This is a genomic window from Ruegeria sp. AF8 (assembly GCF_056541825.1).
The window spans coordinates 1-16,232 of record NZ_JBQFYW010000020.1; the positions used below are offsets into that span (position 1 = coordinate 1).

A 16,232-nucleotide genomic window follows, 5' to 3' on the forward strand; every position below is an offset into this window, starting at 1 on the left:
CCACACAAACAGGCCGGACAGACGAAGGTACTGACGAAAATGACCGCAGAAATCACCAGAAAACACTTGCAATGCAGGAGCCACCCACAGACGCCCTTCGGAAACCCTCGCGATGCTGCGGTGCGGCTCGACAAAGCAGACGATCACTGCTGCTATCTGTTTCGGAATTTAGAGCATAGCTGGATGGACCAGGATATTCGTGTTGTGTTGCCGTCGATTTGTTCTCTTTAGCTTACAGCCGGTTTGTCGAAAAAGTATCGCAACTGTTTGGGTCCCCGGTTTCATACCCCCGATAGAACCAGCTTTGCCGTTGCTCACTGGTGCCATGAGTAAAGCTGTCCGGAACCACCACGCCCTGTTGCGCGCGTTGCAAAGCGTCATCCCCAATCGCGGCAGCGGTGTTTAATGCCTCTTCGATATCACCGGGTTCAAGTACGCCAAACCGCTGATCAACGGCGCGGGCCCAGACACCGGAATAACAATCCGCCTGAAGTTCCACGCGCACCGAAAGGGCATTTGCCTGGGATTGGCTGGACTGGTTTTTGGCGCGGGTCACCTGTTCGAGAACGCCAAGACTGTTCTGAACATGATGGGCCACTTCATGTGCGATCACATAAGCTTTGGCAAAGTCGCCGTGCGCACCGAGGCGCTGTTCCATGACCTGAAAGAAGGACGTATCCAGATAGACGCGCTGATCTACCGGGCAATAGAATGGACCGGTTGCGGACATGGCTCGTCCACATGCTGAATGGGTCCGGTCAGCAAACAAGACCAGGACGGGGGGCGTGTATTGAATGCCGGAGTTCCGGAATATCTCCGACCAGATTTCTTCGGTATCGGCCAGGATGACGGCCACAAACTCTTCGGTTTCGTCGTCAATCTGAACCGGCTCATTCGCTTGCGGGGCCGAGAGTTGACCACCACCGGTCAAAAACGGGGTCACATCCACGCCCAGGAACAACCCGACGACAACGACCAGGATCAGGCCAAGACCGCCGATACCCGCACGGGACGTAACGCGAGACGTATGGCGTCGATCGTCGATATTGCGGCTTGTACGTCGTCCTTTCCAGCGCATGCGGCCTCCGAACAATCCGGGTAGTCTACTACAGTTTTTGACGGTTCCCCGATCTACGAGGTTTGAACGGGGAACCGATCCGGGCTTCCAAAGCCTGAGGCAGTGACAACCGTAACTAATGGACGATATCGGGTGTCACTTCGCCACCACTCAAATCGCGCTCAGTGTTTTGGAGCGTCCGAATTCCTCAGCCGTCGATACCTGCGGTATCACGTGCAGTCTCAGCCGGTGTGCATCGGTTGGTGCTGACGCCGATCGTCGCCTGCTGGACCTGACGCTTCGCGGCTTTTTCCGGAGTGCAGTCCGGGTCCACCACGTCGCAACCGGCAAGCGCAACAGTGACGACCAGCATCACCCCTCCAAGTATTTTCATCATTGTCCCTTCTCCTTCCTTCTTTTGTTCAAAATCCAGCCAGCCGTTCGGCCAGCCAAAACGCGGCGACGCATCCGATAGGATATCCAAGGATCTGGCGCGACGGGCCTTGCGCCAATGACCAGCCCCAAACTGCCTGCGCCAATTTCCTGACCGTCAAGAACACGCCCAGCACTGCAAAGATGAAGGCGAGTTGCCCGGCCTCGACCCCAAGGTTGAACGCCAGCAAGGCTGCCGGGATGTCTTGATCGGGCAGGCCGATCTCGGCCAGCGCTCCGGCAAAGCCCAGACCGTGCAGCAGGCCGAACCCAAAGGAAATCACCCAAGGGAACCGGCTGGCCAGTGTCTTGGGTTTGTCGCCAGAGCGCAGAACCTCGGTCGCCAGAAATACAATCGACAGAGCGATGACAGCCTCGACCGGCGGGCCCGGGACGTTCAGCACGCCGAAAGTGGCCAGCCCCAGCGTGATCGAATGCGCGACGGTAAAGGCGGTCACGGCCCAGATAAGCTGACGTAATTCTCGTATCAGCACCAGCAGCGCGAATACGAACAGCAAGTGGTCCCAGCCCTCCAGAATGTGCTCGAACCCCAGAATGCCGTATTGCCACAGAGTTTGGAGCAAACCCTGCTGCGCCGGTAATGTCACCGAAGGCGCGTCCGGGGTCAGGCGGAAGGTCGCCATATTCACCGTGTCCAGATATCCCACCCGAAGCAGGACATCGGTTCTTTGCGCATCAAGCTTATCGATCCGTATCGCGTTGCCACGCAGGTCTTCGGTACAGGTCGTGCGCCATATCTGTGTCCAGGCACGACCATCAAAAACGGGGGCTTCAAACGTTGGCGCTGTACAAGTGTCTGGCAGCGTTACGTCGATATCCATCGGCGCGCCGCGAACATCCGGCTTGCGCCAGAACACGTGCCAGTCGCTGTCGGTCTCTTGCGAGATTTCCAGATACCCCGGCTCCAGCGCATGGGCGCGAGCAAATGCGGGCACCAGAAGCGCCGCCAACACTGCAAAAAGAGGGAGCAAACGCCTCATGATTCACCCGCAGACTGCGCCGTTTCGATGCGTTCCTGAACCGTGTAGGTAGATCGCAGATTGTCGACGAAATTTTGCGTTGCCTGTTGGGACTGTTCTTCCTGCCAGTCCGCAAGCACGCGATGACGGATGGCACCTAACGGCGGCAGAGTCTCCTCCCATAGGTTGTCCAACCTCACCAGATGCAGTCCGAAGGACGACTGAACGGGTCCGCTCCACTCGCCCAGCGGCATTTGCTGCACCTGCTCGAAAAAGCCCGAACCGAAATTTCCGTCAACTGAGGTGCGAACGCTCAGGCCGAACCCGGAAGGAAGCAGCGACGCCTGCCCCAACTGGCGGTGATCTGCCCCTGCTGCCAAACGCGTACGCGTCTGGTCGACAAACGTATCGCTGGGGTTTTGACCCAGATACACAAGGCTGGCCGCAAGCCTTGCGGGGGTCGTGAACGCCTCGGCATTATCCGTCAGGTAGGTCTGCAGCACTTCATCCTCGGGGCGGGCGGCACCCGCCTCGGAGGTCAGAAGAAAGTTCATCTTCTGCACCAGCCTGTTGCGGATGATCTCATCATTGCCATCCAGCCCCAGCGCCAGCGCTTCGCGCACCAGCACTTCTCGGTTCAGCCAATCCTCTTTGAGCTTTGCCAACTCGTCAGCTGTCGGAGGGCGCCGCCAGGTGTCTTCAAACTGACCGGCCAGAACATCGATCTGCCGCTGATCGACAATGACGACCCGCGCATCCGGATCAGCGGACCATGCGTCAGGGTGTGCAAGTTTGAACCAGCCGAAGATCGCTATGCTGAGTATCGCGAAATGGACAAACGGCTCGGTGAAAATCCGGCGTATCAGGCTTGGATCAACCGACGACGGGTCGCTCGGGCTTGGCAGATTTGTCGTTTGCCAATGCGCGTTCATTTTGTGTTCTCGCACATGGTAATCATCCACCCTTTGGCACCAACAGTTTCAGCGTTAAGCTGACGGTGTCGGCCGCTGAGATCGCCTTATCGTAAAAGTTGTGTTCGTAGGACAAGGACCACTGCCATGGCAGGCCATTGCCGCGGACCAGCTTCGATATTTTGACCCCAAGCGGCAGGCTGTTGAATTCGCTGGCTTCCCAATCGTAGACAAACACCATCTCTGATGTCCCTGCCGACCAGCCATTGCCGAGGTTGTAGTTGAAGACAGGTTGGATTGTGGACAGGTTGACATCCGGCCGGTCGTCATCCCCGGCGACGGTGAAAAGGTTCTGGTTGAAAAGCCCCCAGAGTCCCCATTTTTCCTGTTTTGCGAAGCCTGCTGCCGGCCCCAGAGCCCATTTTTCCGCGCTCAGACCATCCTCGCCGGTCGGCAACAAGGCCACCGCGCCCACCCCGAAACGACCCCAGCGCCGATCAAAGGTCATGAGGTCAAACAGGGTGGTATCGCTCAGCCCCGACTGCCCGGTGGCGCTGTCTGTCACATAAGGCAGCGTAAGCCGTGCAATGTGTTTGGTTTGCCCCAGTGTGAACGGAAGCGCGGCGCGGAACTGTATCAGACTGCTGTCTTCGGGTGAGTTATGCAGGTTGAATGAATGGAACCCCTGCAGCTGGAATGACATGATTGAAGCAGTCGGGTCATTGGCCGCCGATTGCAATGACTCAGATTTCTCCTGCGCCTGAACAGCAAACGGGCTCAGGACACCAACAACAATCGCTGGCAAGATTGTCTTCATGCTCAACGTCCCGCAGGTCAAAATGCCAGCGAAATCTGTGCGGTCAGGATATCGCTCTCCAACCGCCTTTTCGCCGAGAATTCATGTGTATATTTCAGCTTCAGGGAAGCCTCTGCCCCCAGAAGTGTTCCCCCTGAATAGGTCACAATCGGTCCGATGCCGCTCACCTGAGCCTTCAGGCTGCTGGCCCCAAGCGCAAGTTTCAGGGCATCCGCTCCTCGACCACTGTCATCTTCGAGCTGTTGATATGTGTAGCCCGCAAGCCCGACGCCCCAGCCTGACCGAAACCGCTGAATCACGGCGCCTTCCAACTGGATTGCGGGCGCGGTCTGGTAGTTGGTGTCGTCGTTTTCTTCGCTAAACAGCAAACTGATCGCGCCTGATGCCTCAAAACCGCGCTCCGGAACGAACCAGGTCGCCGCAAAATAGGGTTGGAATGACCAGACGTTCTTTCCCACCGACAACGCGCTAATGGAACGGTTTGCGATGTCGATTGAAGCCGTCTGATAATTTCCGGTCGGGATAAAAACAGACAGGCCGGTACTGTAGTGTAGATTGCCACGGTGCCATCCCACAAGGCCGGTTACAGTAATGTCGGCAAGACCCGACGCAGTGTCCGAGATGCTGGCCCCTTCTAAAGGTGGACGGATCGCGGTGAATGAAAGATCGCCGTTCACGTAGGGCAAAGTGATATCGATGGCTGGTGTACCACCAAAGATTTGTGCATCGAACACCTGCGTCAGGTTTAGACGCCACAGGTTAAGCTCAACATCGGCATCTGCCGCAATCGGCAAACCACCAAGAGACAGGCCCTCTACACTGCCGTCCAGATGATCGAATGTCAGTGTCGTATAGGTGCCAGGCTCGGGTACAAAACCGGCAAACGTGTCGCGCGTGCCGATGAAGTAGGCTCCTATACCCCCTTCAACAGCGAAGGCTGGTTTGACTGGAAGGACCGTCAGGGCAGCAAGGGTTACAAAACCCAGCGCGGGGCGCAGGCGGCTTGGAAACTTCTTCATTTTTGTCACCTCGTTCAAACGAATTCACGCTTTTGTCGCGCTGTTTTTTGGATGGGAATTGTTTAATCAGGTTAGGCGGGTCACGGCGTGTACCAGATGGGCGATGTATAGGCCCGGTCCTGAATGGATTCAGGCGCACCTTCCGGCAGTTCGACGCCAAAGAATTTGCGGTCATACGTGGTCCAGCGCGGGGTAGGGATTTCCAGAACCCGGATGTAGTAGAACGCGCTCTGGTCTGGATCGAACTCCGGGTCTTCCCAATAGCCGCCTAAAATGGCCTGGCCGATGTCGTTGGTATAAGTGGCTTCTTGCGCATCAACCGTGTTTCCAACCGGACCATCACAAGCGCCCTCAATCACCTCACGACCACCGCACGAGACGTCATAAACTTTCTCGGAAGTATTTCCATCGGCGTTCAGCCAGCCCTTGATGACTTGAACCCGATCCAGGTTGGCTCCATCGGGGTCTCGCAAAGCCCGAATTAGGAATCGCGGCGCACGACCTTCACTCTTTCCCAGATCACCCCCCATAGGTACGCCATTGGCGTAGCCATGCGCCGCGAAGTCCGACCGAGGGAGGTCAGATTCTTCAAAGTCATACCCGGCAAAGACCCGCACCCGAATGCGCGTTCCGGTGGTTGCGTAGACCTCCTTGCGCATCATCGCGTCAAATATCTCTTCCCGCGTATTATCACGCGCCCAGACGGCCGCGAGGCCGGATGCACTGGTTTGCCACGCCCTTAACCATGTGTCCTGTGGTCCGAGCCGTCCTGCGACGGGTTCCTCGAAACGGATCGGGTCCGCCGTTGGCTCAAGCTGCGCAACTTTACCGAAAAAGTTGTTTTCACGCGTCGATGCCAAAGAGGTATGGGCATCCGTGGATCCAATCACCCCGAATTTCCATGGGTTGGTGCCCAGTTCCGCACCATGTGCAAGGCCACGCTTTAATGCTTCACGAGCATACTCGCCGGAGACCATCTCGGGCACTTTAGGTTCAAATCCACCCAGTGAGGTCGTGTCCCATGTTTCAAAGTCGGCAAACGGATCGTCCGGCGACAGCATCGGGTGGGCTTCGCCGTCCCCTTTCATCTGGGTGACCTCGTAGATTGGCTCCCAACGCTGACGTCGCGCCGCATAGTCCGCGTTTATCGGTTCGTCTGTTCCATATCGCTTGTCATTGAACATCAAACCGTTGGATAGGTTGCCGTTGTGCGGAATGGCCAGCAAACTGCCATCGGTCTCAGCCTCAACCTCTTCCATCCAGTCCCACAGCGCTTCGGGGTTCGGATCAAGGTCAGACGACAACGGTATTCGACTGTTCGCAACATCTTTACCGTCCTTGAAGACAACAACACGATGCAGGTTGTTGCCATTGGGGGCCGACGTCCATTCAAACCCGATGAGTGCCGTGAACCTTCCCGGTTCGTTAGCTACTTCTGCGGCGTCGATGATTTCTTCCCATGGGGCCACTGGCACATTTGGGTCGGACGCCAGAGTGTTCGTTCCATCCGCCTTTGTCTTGGTGAAAAGGTTAAAGGCTTCTCCCGCAGCATCCGCGGTTCCCTGCATCACCAGAGCATGCAACTCCTGCCCCAGTGGGTCTTCCAGAATAATCGGATCAGACCGGGCAATCATCGGGGCAACCCCCAGCGCCTCGGCGTGATCCGAAATCACAAGCCAGTCGAGAGGCCTGATGAGCTGTGTTTTGACGCCCATCGATGAGGTGACTGTTTCGCCTTTGGCGTATCGGTAGGCTTCATCGGGACCCAACGTGTTGCCAATCATGCCCGCATCAACCGAATATGACGTGTGCAAATGGGTATCGCCAAACAGGACTTGGTTTGGGAATTCCTCTTGTGGATATGGTGAGTATTCGCGGTCGCCCGGGTTCCATGGCGGCGCGTCCTGCGCGAAGGCTGCCGAAGACAGTGCAATGGCCGATACAGTAAGTGCTTTCAAATACATGGTAAAACTCCTCAGGACGGCGTGTACCAGATGGGCGAGGTGTAGGCGCGTTCCTGAATTGAGATTGGCGCGCCCTCGGGCAGTTCAGTGCCAAAGAACTTGGCGTCAAAGGTGGTCCAGCGCGGCGAAGGAATTTCCAACACGCGGACATAGTAGAAGGCCGATTGCGACGGGTCGAAATCGGGGTCTTCCCAGAAACCGGCCAGAATCGCCTGCCCGATATCGTTGGTCCAGGTGGCGGTTTCCTGATCCACCGTGTCGCCCACAGGGCCATCACAAGCGCCGTCAATCAGGTCGCGCCCACCGCAGGCAATGTCGACAACCCGTTCGGTGGTGGTTCCATCCGCGTTCATCCAGCCCTTGACGATCTGGATGCGATCCAGATTTGCCCCATCCGGATCGCGCAGCGCCCGCACCATGAAACGCGGTGCGCGGCCATCGCCCGAAGCGACCAGATCCGCACCCATCGGCACGCCGTTAGCATAACCATGGGCGTCGAAGTCCGAACGCGGCAGGTCGGATTCTTCAAAGTCATACCCAGCAAAGACTCGAACCCGCAGGCGCGTACCGGTCGTAGCAAAAACCTCGCGCCGCATCATGGCGTCAAAAATAGCCTCGCGGGTGTTTTCACGCGCCCAGACGGCGGCCAGGCCCGAGGCTGAGGTCTCCCATGCCTTGATCTGATTAGCTTCGTCACCAAGGCGACCGGTAATCGCCTCGTTGAAGCGCATTTCATGGGCCGAAGGTTCAAGAGCAGTGATCTTGCCAAAGAAGTTTTCTTCGCGAGAGGTGGACAGGGATGTATGTGCGTCCGTTGACCCGATCATCCCGAACTTGAACGGGTTCGTGCCAAGCGCAGCTTCGTGTTGAAGCCCCAGACGATAAGCAGATCGCGCATATTCACGCGGCAGCATTTCCGGTGTTTTGACCTCGGTGCCGAAACTGCCTTTGTCCCATGTTTCAAAATCCGCGAAGGCGTCATCGGGGGACAAGGCCGGGTGGGTTTCACCATCCCCTTTCATCTGGGTTACTTCGTACAGAGGCTCCAGACGTTGCCGCCGCTCAGCATATTCCGCAGACAGAAGTTCCCCCGAGAACCGTTTGTCATCAAACATCAGCCCGTTGGACAGATTCCCATTATGTGGGATGGCCAGAAGCTGGCCTCCGGTTTCGGACTGGTAGTCCTCCATCCAGTCCCACAGCGCCTCGGGATCATTGCTAAGCTCATTGGACAGCGGAATACGGGTGTTGGCCTCTTCCTTGCCATCCCGATAAACGACGACACGGTGCAGGTTGTTTCCGTCCGGGGCCGAGCTCCATTCATATCCAATAAAGGCGGTAAAGCTACCGGGCACATTGGCCTCTTCGGCGGCATCGATGATCTCTTCCCACGGAATCTTGGGCACATTTTGATCCGACGCCAGATGGTTCGTGCCTTCGTAGGCGCGTCCCAACCACAGATTATAAGCAGCCTGCGTGCTTTCGATCGTTTTCTGGCTGACAAGTTCGTAAAGTTCTGCGCCCAAAGGATCTTCCAACAATGTCGGATCAGCGCGCGTCAGCAGTGGTGCGATGCCCAGACCGTCAGAGTGATCGGAGACCACCAACCAATCCAGCGGCCTCTGCAGTTTTGCAGGTATGCCTGTGGACGCAACCACCGTTTCGCCTTTGGCAAATTTATAGGCATCTGCAGGGGACAGCTTGTTAAAGACCAATCCGGCATCCCACGAATAGGATGTGTGCAGATGCGTATCCCCGAAAAAGACCTGATTGGGAAAACTCTTGTCCGGGTACGGTGAATACTCTGCCCGGTCGGGCGCAACGTTCGGCGCATCCTGGGCCATTGCAGAATGTGCTAATATGCCTGCAATGCAAGTTATAGCAGCGCAGCTTATCGCAGAAGTCGAGAACAGAAACTCACGAGAAACCTGAGCGGAATACATCTCCAATGCCCCCATAATATTGTTTATTATCAGGTAATTATGCTATTGTAACGTAAACGTTATTGGGCAAAGCTAACAGAACGGTTTGCCAAATACTTTCCCAAATGGGGTAATTGCGATGAAGAAGGAATCTAAAGATACATTTTTCCCTATCTTTTCTTCAGCATGGCTAAGAGGCGTATCTCAGGAAAGCTTAGAAAAACTCGAGCAGATTTCCGAATTCGTCACGTACAAGGATAAGGAAACAGTTTACGCTATTGGTGGGCCGCAAAACTTTCTCTATGGCACCGTCTCGGGAAAGGTTCAGGTTCGCCTCGCCCTGACCGAGATGGAGCCGGTTCTGGGTCACATCCACCACCCCGGTGCCTGGTTTGGTGAATCAGAGTTGTTGCTTGGCGTTGACGGTTTGGTGGAGATGAAGGCCGCAGGCGATGTCAGATTGGTCAGGATCGCCTATTCCCGGTTTCGGCCACTGGCCAACGCACGCCCTGACCTATGGGAGGCATTTGCCCGCCTCACCTCGATGAACCAACTGCTGGCAATGTCTGCAGCCAATGACCTTGCGCAACGAAACACCCGCAAACGCATCGCGGCGGCGCTTTTGCGTTTGGGCGGATGGCGTGGCGCTTTGCAGGGCGCCGAGCCTACCGACATCGTTGTAGCCAGCCAGCAGGAACTTGCGGACCTGTCGAATATCGCCCTGTCCAAGATCTCTGTCTATTTGGGGGAAATGGCGGGCGAAGGCCTGATACGCTTGGAATATGGGCGTACCGTCTTGATCGACTTGGACGGACTGCGGCGCGTGGTAGAGGAATAGAGCGATGCGTGGTGGCTCATGTCATAAGTGCAGCCAATCTTGGGAAAAGCTGCCCCCGGCCTTTTCTCGGGTTTTCATACTTATTTTGATCTTCTGTTTTGGACTATTCGGCCCGCGTTCGGCTTTGGCATGCCAAGTGTGCATCACGCTGCCCGAGGCCTCACTTGCGGATCACTTGATCACGGCCGACATCGTCGTCATGGCAGGACCAGCGCAAGACAACCCATTCATATTTGTCCCGCGTCAAATCATTAAGGGCACATCGGACGATCTGGAGAGAGTTCCTGAAATTCCCTTCCTGATCGACAGCACAACCCGCGCTGCCTTTCGTGCTGACCCCGAGATGACAGTTCTGCTGACCTACGGCACGGTTGCCAAGGATGGCGCCGGACGCAGCTTGTCACGCATGTGGACAAGGATTTTCACGCTGACCACCGAGCGTGAAAAATTCCTGGATGCGCTTTGGGCCGAAGCAGCGCTGTGGCAGGATCGCGCAACGGCATCCGATGCGCGCGTTGCGTTTTTTGCCCGATACCTTGCGCACGAAGATCGGGTGCTAAGAGATACCGCCCTGATCGAAATCGACCGAGCACCTTACACAAGCATCCAGATGTTGCGTAACACGATTGCTACAGGCGAGTTGTTGCGCGAGTTCGACAGCCTCTCTCGTATTAGCTTCGTTCCGGTTGCGATCCGATTGCTGGGCCTTCAGACCGACGATGACAAGGCCACGCAAACTGTCCGATCACGATATCCCAGGTCGGTTCTTCAACGCTCGGGATATGCGTATGATTGGGCTCTGGCTGGGATATCTGTCGATGGACCAGACGCAATCACGGTTGTCGACGCCGCGTTAGGGTCGGCAAACCTCAAACCGGACCATAAGCGATCCCTCCTTCGCGCCCTGGCTGACTCAGGTTCGGCGTCGCCTGTACTCAGAGATCAGATCATCAGGATTTTTTCCCGCGCATTGGAACAGGATCACTCGTCGGCTTTGGAGATTGCGGTTGCCATGCGCAATTGGGATGAAACACGTCTGGACAGCCAGTTTGCAGACTTGCTCGAAAACGAAAACGTTGATCCGGTAACGCGGTTCGTCCTCCAAACCAAACTCGTCCCAATTGAGTGACAACTGACGGTATCGATCTGCGCCGAAACTGCTTCATTGATTGGTCTCACATACTAAAGCAGCTGATCTTTTTTGCGTGTTAAAACTGCACTCGTGCCAACCGCCAGTCAAAAATTCTCTCATGGTTGGTTGATCCGAACGTCCGGTTTCTGGGAATCGAAGATCCATTTGGCAAGCGCGGCGAGTGTCAGCTTTCCGCCCTTCGTGTCGTACTTCAGCTCCCTACCCGTCCCGATCCAGCTTTAACCAATAGCGTGTGTACCGGAGTTCACCCGTTCGGATCAAAGCGCCCTTCTCTACCAGGTCCTGGAGATCCCGCGTCGCCGTGGCGCGTGACGTTCCGGTGATCGAGATATAGTTTTCCGCGCTCAATCCCCCTTTGAACCCACCCGGTCCAGCTTTGAACAAACGTGCGATTACTTTGCTTTGCCGGGCGTTGAACTGATCGCGATGCCGGTCATAGAAGTGCGTCTTGGATATGAAGAACCCAACCCGCTCAAGAGTCACCTGCTGCGCTGTAAGAACAGTCTCTGCAAACCAGATAAGCCATGGTGTGACGTCCAGCGTTTTTTGATGGCGTTCAAGCTGATCATAATATGCCTTCCGCTCTCGCTCGATCGTGAAAGCAAGTGCAATCAGGCTTGGCTGACCAATATTTTGCGCCAGGGACTTTTCAGCCAGCGCCCTGCCCAACCGGCCATTGCCGTCTTCAAAGGGGTGAATGCTTTCGAAATACAGATGGCTCAATCCGGCCCGGATCAGCGCACGCAACGGTTCGGGACCATCCAGTGCGGTCCGGTTGAACCAGGTTACGAACTGTTCCATTTCAGCCGGAACCTGTCGTGAAGGTGGCGCTTCAAAATGAACCGTTGGACGGTCTAGCCTGCCTGAGACGATTTGCATCGCATCCTCATGCCTCCGGTAGGCCCCAATCGTTTCCAGTTGTCTGTCATGAGACAGAAGCATGTCATGCCACCGGAACAAGGTGTCGTGTGACAGTGGTGCCGAATAGTTGGAGTAAACATCCACCATCATCTCTGAAACACCCTGCTCGCGCGGTTTGGATGGGTAGCTGTCGGGAGCCAGCCCAAGATGCCGACGCAAGGAAGATTGTACGCTGAGCCGATCCAGCATCTCACCTTCGATCGCGCTGGTTTTCATCGCTTCTTCGCTTAGAAGGTCGATACGTAATTGATCTCGATCCGACGTGTTCACATGATGAACCGCTCCAAGAACTTCCCCTGAGGACAACAGGAACTGTTGCTCGTATGGTTCGAGTCTTGCGGCATCGTAACGAAAGGTCGGCCAATCAGGGTACTGCCAGTTCCACATCGTGAGGTATAAGTTTCCTTTCTATAGCTCACTATTTATGGATGCGTGATTTATAGGGGTCAATCCTATTGCTCACCTTTTCCAAACTCTTCAATCGGATCATCGATTGGATGCGTTATCTGAAAACGGTAAATCTCATCCTATTTCTCCAAATTTACGTAGCATTGGAGGTTCGCGAGAGCATTGCCTTTGGAGACAGCTCCCCCTTTTCGATCTTAGCCAACAATGAAATCAGGTAAGCCCCTGGAGATTGTATGTTCTCAGCACGTTGAAAGATGTATCCGAGAACAATGAAGCGAATAGCCGGGCCAAACGTTGATTTCATTGTATACCAAGTTTGGCCAAGCCGTAGGTACTCGGCGATATCATCCATAAGCCGATCACAGTGGGGCTGATCTTTAGCAAAGCGTAGTTCTGAGCATAGCCGTGGAAAACTGCGCTCCATTTGGTCTTTAGAAACCTGAATCTGAGAAAGTTTTTCTTTCTTAACTTCCGGATTCAAAGAGTCCTCTTTGTGCCCCTCAATTTCACTGTCACTGGCCCTCAAATTTTCTGTATCTGTCTGTGTTATCTCTGAGATTTCCACAGAGATTTCAGCCAGCAGCTCGCTGAGTACATTCGCATCTGGTTTGCGACGCAGAGCATTGCGTACGGTGGTCATCAAATCAGAGATCGCGGTGTCATTTGCTACGAGTTCCCTAAGGCGCGCCATAGCGGCGGAAACCTTGTCGCGGAGTACAGTGAACTCCAGAACTCGATCGGCATGCGTCTGGGCTTCCTGGATGAACTCAGCGTGCCGTTCAGACAAAGGCATCAAGGAGAGCCCAGTTGCGGTGACCACCCTGCCCTGTCGATCCCGGCGCGCCCATCGCTTGCCGTTTGCGCTCATGACGCGACGGGTAAGCCCAAGCCCAACCAGCGCCGAGATATGACGCTCAACTGTCTGCACGCTGACATGAGTTCGTTTGGCGATTGCCGCGTTGGAAGCGAAGCAGATGTGATGATCATCTTGGTCCGCAGCAATCTGATCACCGCCCACAAAAGAAACCATCGCTCTCAGGACATTGAGAGTTGTGGATTTTAACCCAAGAGGTTCTCTGGCTTCTTCAACGGCGCGAAGAAGAAGCCATTTTTTGGGCGTACTACTCCCCTGCCCTGCCGTTCCCGACAAGGTTGCTCCACTTGGAGCCAATGCTGTTAGTGTTTTCATGATTATCTATTGGCAGACAAAATTTACCCGTTCGCTCAAGAGCGTTTTTTCTTGTGTGGCGATTCGGGTGCTGCTAGATTCTAGGTGTCTAATCTAAGAATTGCGCTTTGCGCAGCAGCCCTCGAAGCTCCGGTTTCGGGGGTTTTGTTTGTTTGCCTTCCTCCTTTCTGCTCGTCCTCAGTTCTTTTTCTCAGCGTTTACAGCTGTAAACTCAGCGTGTGAGCGCTTGATGATTTCAGCCATGTTTTTGTCCAACCAGCTAGCGAAGCCAGCGTTAGCTCCGGTCCTTTTGACCGAAACAGTTAGTGATCCGTTGGAGGATTTGATTGTAACGCCTACGATTGGGCTGACTTCGGCTGCACCTTCTCTTTGTCGTGCACCACGTTTGGCAGCTGCTTTAAGGAGCATTTCTAGCCGATCATCTGACGACATTGATGGCTCAATGGTTTCTAGCAGGTTTGCCGCTTCTTCTTCCGCTAGCTTGCCTGCAATGAAGTGTTCTGCAAGCACGGTCCATTTTGGGCGGCCAGATTTTGGGGCTGCGCCTATCATGTCACCAATCGTTGCAGGAACATGTTGGGTAACTTTTGTCAGGTGGGACAGCCCTGATTTCGAAAGGTTCAATACTTGCCGCACCGTTGCAGTGTCATGCCCTGAAGTCAGGATCGCCTCCGCGAAACGTGCTTTCTCGTAGAAGGAAAGATTGCGCCTCGCAGCATTCTCAAGCCCCTTGGCGAGAAGCGCTGAAGCATCGTCGATATCCTGAACATTAGCGCGGACTTTAATACCGAGTTCACGACAGGCCCTGAGTCTCCTCCTCCCATAAATTGCCTCGTATCGACCGTCGGATTTCGATTTTCTGACAAGAATGGGAACTTGTTGGCCACCGTCTTGTATGCTCGACAGCAAGCTTTCAAAACTATCGTCTTCTTCGTCAGTGTTTACAGCTGTAAACTCACCAAGCCTATCGGCTGGCCCCCAATCGTCGATCAGAGCAGGGTCAATTTCCCTGATTGCGGCAAGAGAGCCCTGAAGCGCACCAAGAGCAGGGGCATTGGGTTTTGGGGCTTTATCGATGGCCTTGGGGCTAGAGCGCGCGATGGTGTTTGCGATCCCCGACATCTCCTGTAGCGATTTTCTAGCCATTAGCTGCGTCCCCATGCTTGATGGATCATTTGCTCTACCTCAGAGCCGATCGCATCCATTGAGTTCTTTGCCCGATCATAAGTTGCGCGCGTCATTTCTGACCGCACGACCTCGTAAATTGATTGTTTGAGCATTGTGGCGTCACTGATTGCAGTGCTTTTGAGCGCCGTAGCCGACATAACGCGATCCTGAAACAGTGCTCGCATGAAAGAAGCCAGTTGTTGAGACGGAACGTCTGTCGGCTCGTCACGCGTTATTAGGAATTTGAAGTTGTCGTATTCGAGTGTGGCGCCGGCATCTTCAATGACTGCCATGTAAGCCCCAGCGAGTTCGAGAAATTGAGCCGTCGAAGACACGTCCAGCATTGAAGGTGTCAGTGGCACAAGCAATGAACTGGCGGCGGCCATCCCTGCTATAGTCAAGAATCCGAGTTGAGGTGGGCTATCAATCAGAACAAGGTCAAAATCGCCTTCTACCTGGGCCAGGGCATTTCGTATTCTCGTAAAGAACGGATGGTCCGGATTGGAGTGAACTGCAGATTCTGTCTCAAATTCGGAGAGAACAAGCCGTGACGGAGCCACAGAGAGACCGGGGAAGTATGTCGGAAGCACGACGTCCGCCATATCTACCGGATCTTCATATCGAATAGCATCGTAAATCGTCAGCCCGTCAAACTCTATTTCTGGGCTTATGCCGCACATGGATGTAAGAGAGCCTTGAGGATCCAGGTCAACGGCCAATACACGGTAACCGCGAAGCGCAAAATAGTGAGCCAAATGAATTGTTGTGGTGCTCTTGCTGCTGCCGCCTTTGAAGTTCATCAACTGCCAGACTTGGAGCTTTTCTCCTTCAGTCCGGCGAGGGACATAGCGCCCTTTTTTGCGTGAGGTTTTCTCAAGCGTTTCGCGAGCCTCCCAGAGTTCTTGGGCAGTATAGTAACGCCGACCGCTGCGTACGTCATTCGGTTCAGGAATCGTTCCCTCTGCGTGGACTTTGCGCATGAATTGACCTGAGACTCCTAAGAGTTCAGCAGCTTCTGGCGCTGCAAAGTTTCGCAGTGATTTGGTGTTGTCGGGGGCAAATGCAGCAAGTAGATGTTCCCGGATAGCCGAGTTTAATCTCTCAGATATTTCCGTGGCGAGTGCCGATGGTCTTTCTGCCGCAAGTGGTGTCACGGGAATCATGTAGTTGCCTCAAATTAAAGAATGTGGTCATTTTTGCGCCACTTGAGACAAACAGCCGTGATTCATTGCGCTAAGTCAAGGATTTTCGCCTATATTGTAGGTTTTCCAACGCGGAGGACTACATACGCTTAGCATCAGAGCAGGGTGGTTTACAGTTGTAAACTCGGTTGAGCGGGATCATGGGTTCTTTCAGTCGATGAAGTTCTAACGTAGGCATGCGAAGGCATTCCTGTAAAACTCCTCCCTAAGCTCCGCTTTGAGTAGAAAACCTCTAGTTTGGAATTGGAGTGA

Annotated in this window: 14 protein-coding genes; 2 read left to right on the top strand and 12 right to left on the bottom strand. The window is 54.7% G+C overall.

Translation table 11 applies throughout. The annotated features are described in order from the left end of the window. Positions 1 to 232 precede the first annotated feature (232 nt). From ypfJ to ACR0AO_RS21215, 8 genes are all read right to left on the bottom strand, one after another. On the bottom strand, positions 233 to 1,078 hold the full coding sequence (ypfJ, locus tag ACR0AO_RS21180; protein WP_480608198.1) for a KPN_02809 family neutral zinc metallopeptidase: 846 nt from the start codon (positions 1,076 to 1,078) through the stop codon (positions 233 to 235). Between the two features lie 187 nt (positions 1,079 to 1,265). Continuing rightward, complete coding sequence (locus tag ACR0AO_RS21185; RefSeq protein ID WP_480608201.1) at positions 1,266 to 1,454, bottom strand: hypothetical protein; 189 nt, start codon at positions 1,452 to 1,454, stop codon at positions 1,266 to 1,268. A gap of 25 nt (positions 1,455 to 1,479) precedes the next feature. After that, complete coding sequence (locus ACR0AO_RS21190; RefSeq protein WP_480608204.1) at positions 1,480 to 2,490, bottom strand: HupE/UreJ family protein; 1,011 nt, start codon at positions 2,488 to 2,490, stop codon at positions 1,480 to 1,482. Further along, on the bottom strand, positions 2,487 to 3,401 hold the full coding sequence (locus ACR0AO_RS21195; protein WP_480608205.1) for a peptidyl-prolyl cis-trans isomerase: 915 nt from the start codon (positions 3,399 to 3,401) through the stop codon (positions 2,487 to 2,489). Before ACR0AO_RS21195 ends, ACR0AO_RS21190 begins: the two co-directional genes overlap by 4 nt. A 22-nt stretch (positions 3,402 to 3,423) precedes the next feature. After that, the gene (locus ACR0AO_RS21200) at positions 3,424 to 4,197 is read right to left on the bottom strand and encodes a hypothetical protein (protein WP_480608208.1); all 774 of its coding nucleotides are present in this window, start codon (positions 4,195 to 4,197) and stop codon (positions 3,424 to 3,426) included. 17 nt (positions 4,198 to 4,214) lie between these two features. Beyond that, a complete protein-coding gene (locus tag ACR0AO_RS21205) occupies positions 4,215 to 5,216 on the bottom strand; it encodes a SphA family protein (protein ID WP_480608211.1) in 1,002 nt (333 codons plus the stop codon). A gap of 80 nt (positions 5,217 to 5,296) precedes the next feature. Then, positions 5,297 to 7,180: a DUF3604 domain-containing protein gene (locus ACR0AO_RS21210; protein ID WP_480608214.1), complete on the bottom strand. Its 1,884-nt coding sequence runs from the start codon at positions 7,178 to 7,180 to the stop codon at positions 5,297 to 5,299. An 11-nt stretch (positions 7,181 to 7,191) separates the two neighbouring features. Next, entirely contained in the window at positions 7,192 to 9,024 is a 1,833-nt protein-coding gene (locus tag ACR0AO_RS21215; RefSeq protein WP_480608216.1) for a DUF3604 domain-containing protein, read from the bottom strand. 217 nt (positions 9,025 to 9,241) lie between these two features. Here ACR0AO_RS21215 and ACR0AO_RS21220 point away from each other — a divergent pair, with 217 nt between their 5' ends. Both ACR0AO_RS21220 and ACR0AO_RS21225 read left to right on the top strand, forming a co-directional pair. After that, positions 9,242 to 9,940: a Crp/Fnr family transcriptional regulator gene (locus tag ACR0AO_RS21220; protein WP_480608218.1), complete on the top strand. Its 699-nt coding sequence runs from the start codon at positions 9,242 to 9,244 to the stop codon at positions 9,938 to 9,940. A 136-nt stretch (positions 9,941 to 10,076) separates the two neighbouring features. Continuing rightward, positions 10,077 to 11,069: a hypothetical protein gene (locus tag ACR0AO_RS21225; RefSeq protein ID WP_480608221.1), complete on the top strand. Its 993-nt coding sequence runs from the start codon at positions 10,077 to 10,079 to the stop codon at positions 11,067 to 11,069. A gap of 222 nt (positions 11,070 to 11,291) precedes the next feature. Here ACR0AO_RS21225 and ACR0AO_RS21230 read toward each other — a convergent pair whose 3' ends face one another. The 4 genes from ACR0AO_RS21230 to repA all read right to left on the bottom strand — a co-directional run bounded on the left by ACR0AO_RS21230 (position 11,292) and on the right by repA (position 15,941). Beyond that, entirely contained in the window at positions 11,292 to 12,401 is a 1,110-nt protein-coding gene (locus tag ACR0AO_RS21230) for a DUF4172 domain-containing protein (RefSeq protein ID WP_480608222.1), read from the bottom strand. A gap of 154 nt (positions 12,402 to 12,555) precedes the next feature. Continuing rightward, positions 12,556 to 13,611, bottom strand: a complete 1,056-nt coding sequence (locus ACR0AO_RS21235; RefSeq protein WP_480608225.1) for a helix-turn-helix domain-containing protein — start codon at positions 13,609 to 13,611, stop codon at positions 12,556 to 12,558. 177 nt (positions 13,612 to 13,788) lie between these two features. After that, on the bottom strand, positions 13,789 to 14,757 hold the full coding sequence (repB, locus tag ACR0AO_RS21240; RefSeq protein WP_480608228.1) for a plasmid partitioning protein RepB: 969 nt from the start codon (positions 14,755 to 14,757) through the stop codon (positions 13,789 to 13,791). Beyond that, complete coding sequence (gene repA / locus ACR0AO_RS21245) at positions 14,757 to 15,941, bottom strand: plasmid partitioning protein RepA (protein WP_170765366.1); 1,185 nt, start codon at positions 15,939 to 15,941, stop codon at positions 14,757 to 14,759. The genes repB and repA overlap by 1 nt, the downstream gene beginning before the upstream one ends. Between the last annotated feature and the right edge of the window lie 291 nt (positions 15,942 to 16,232).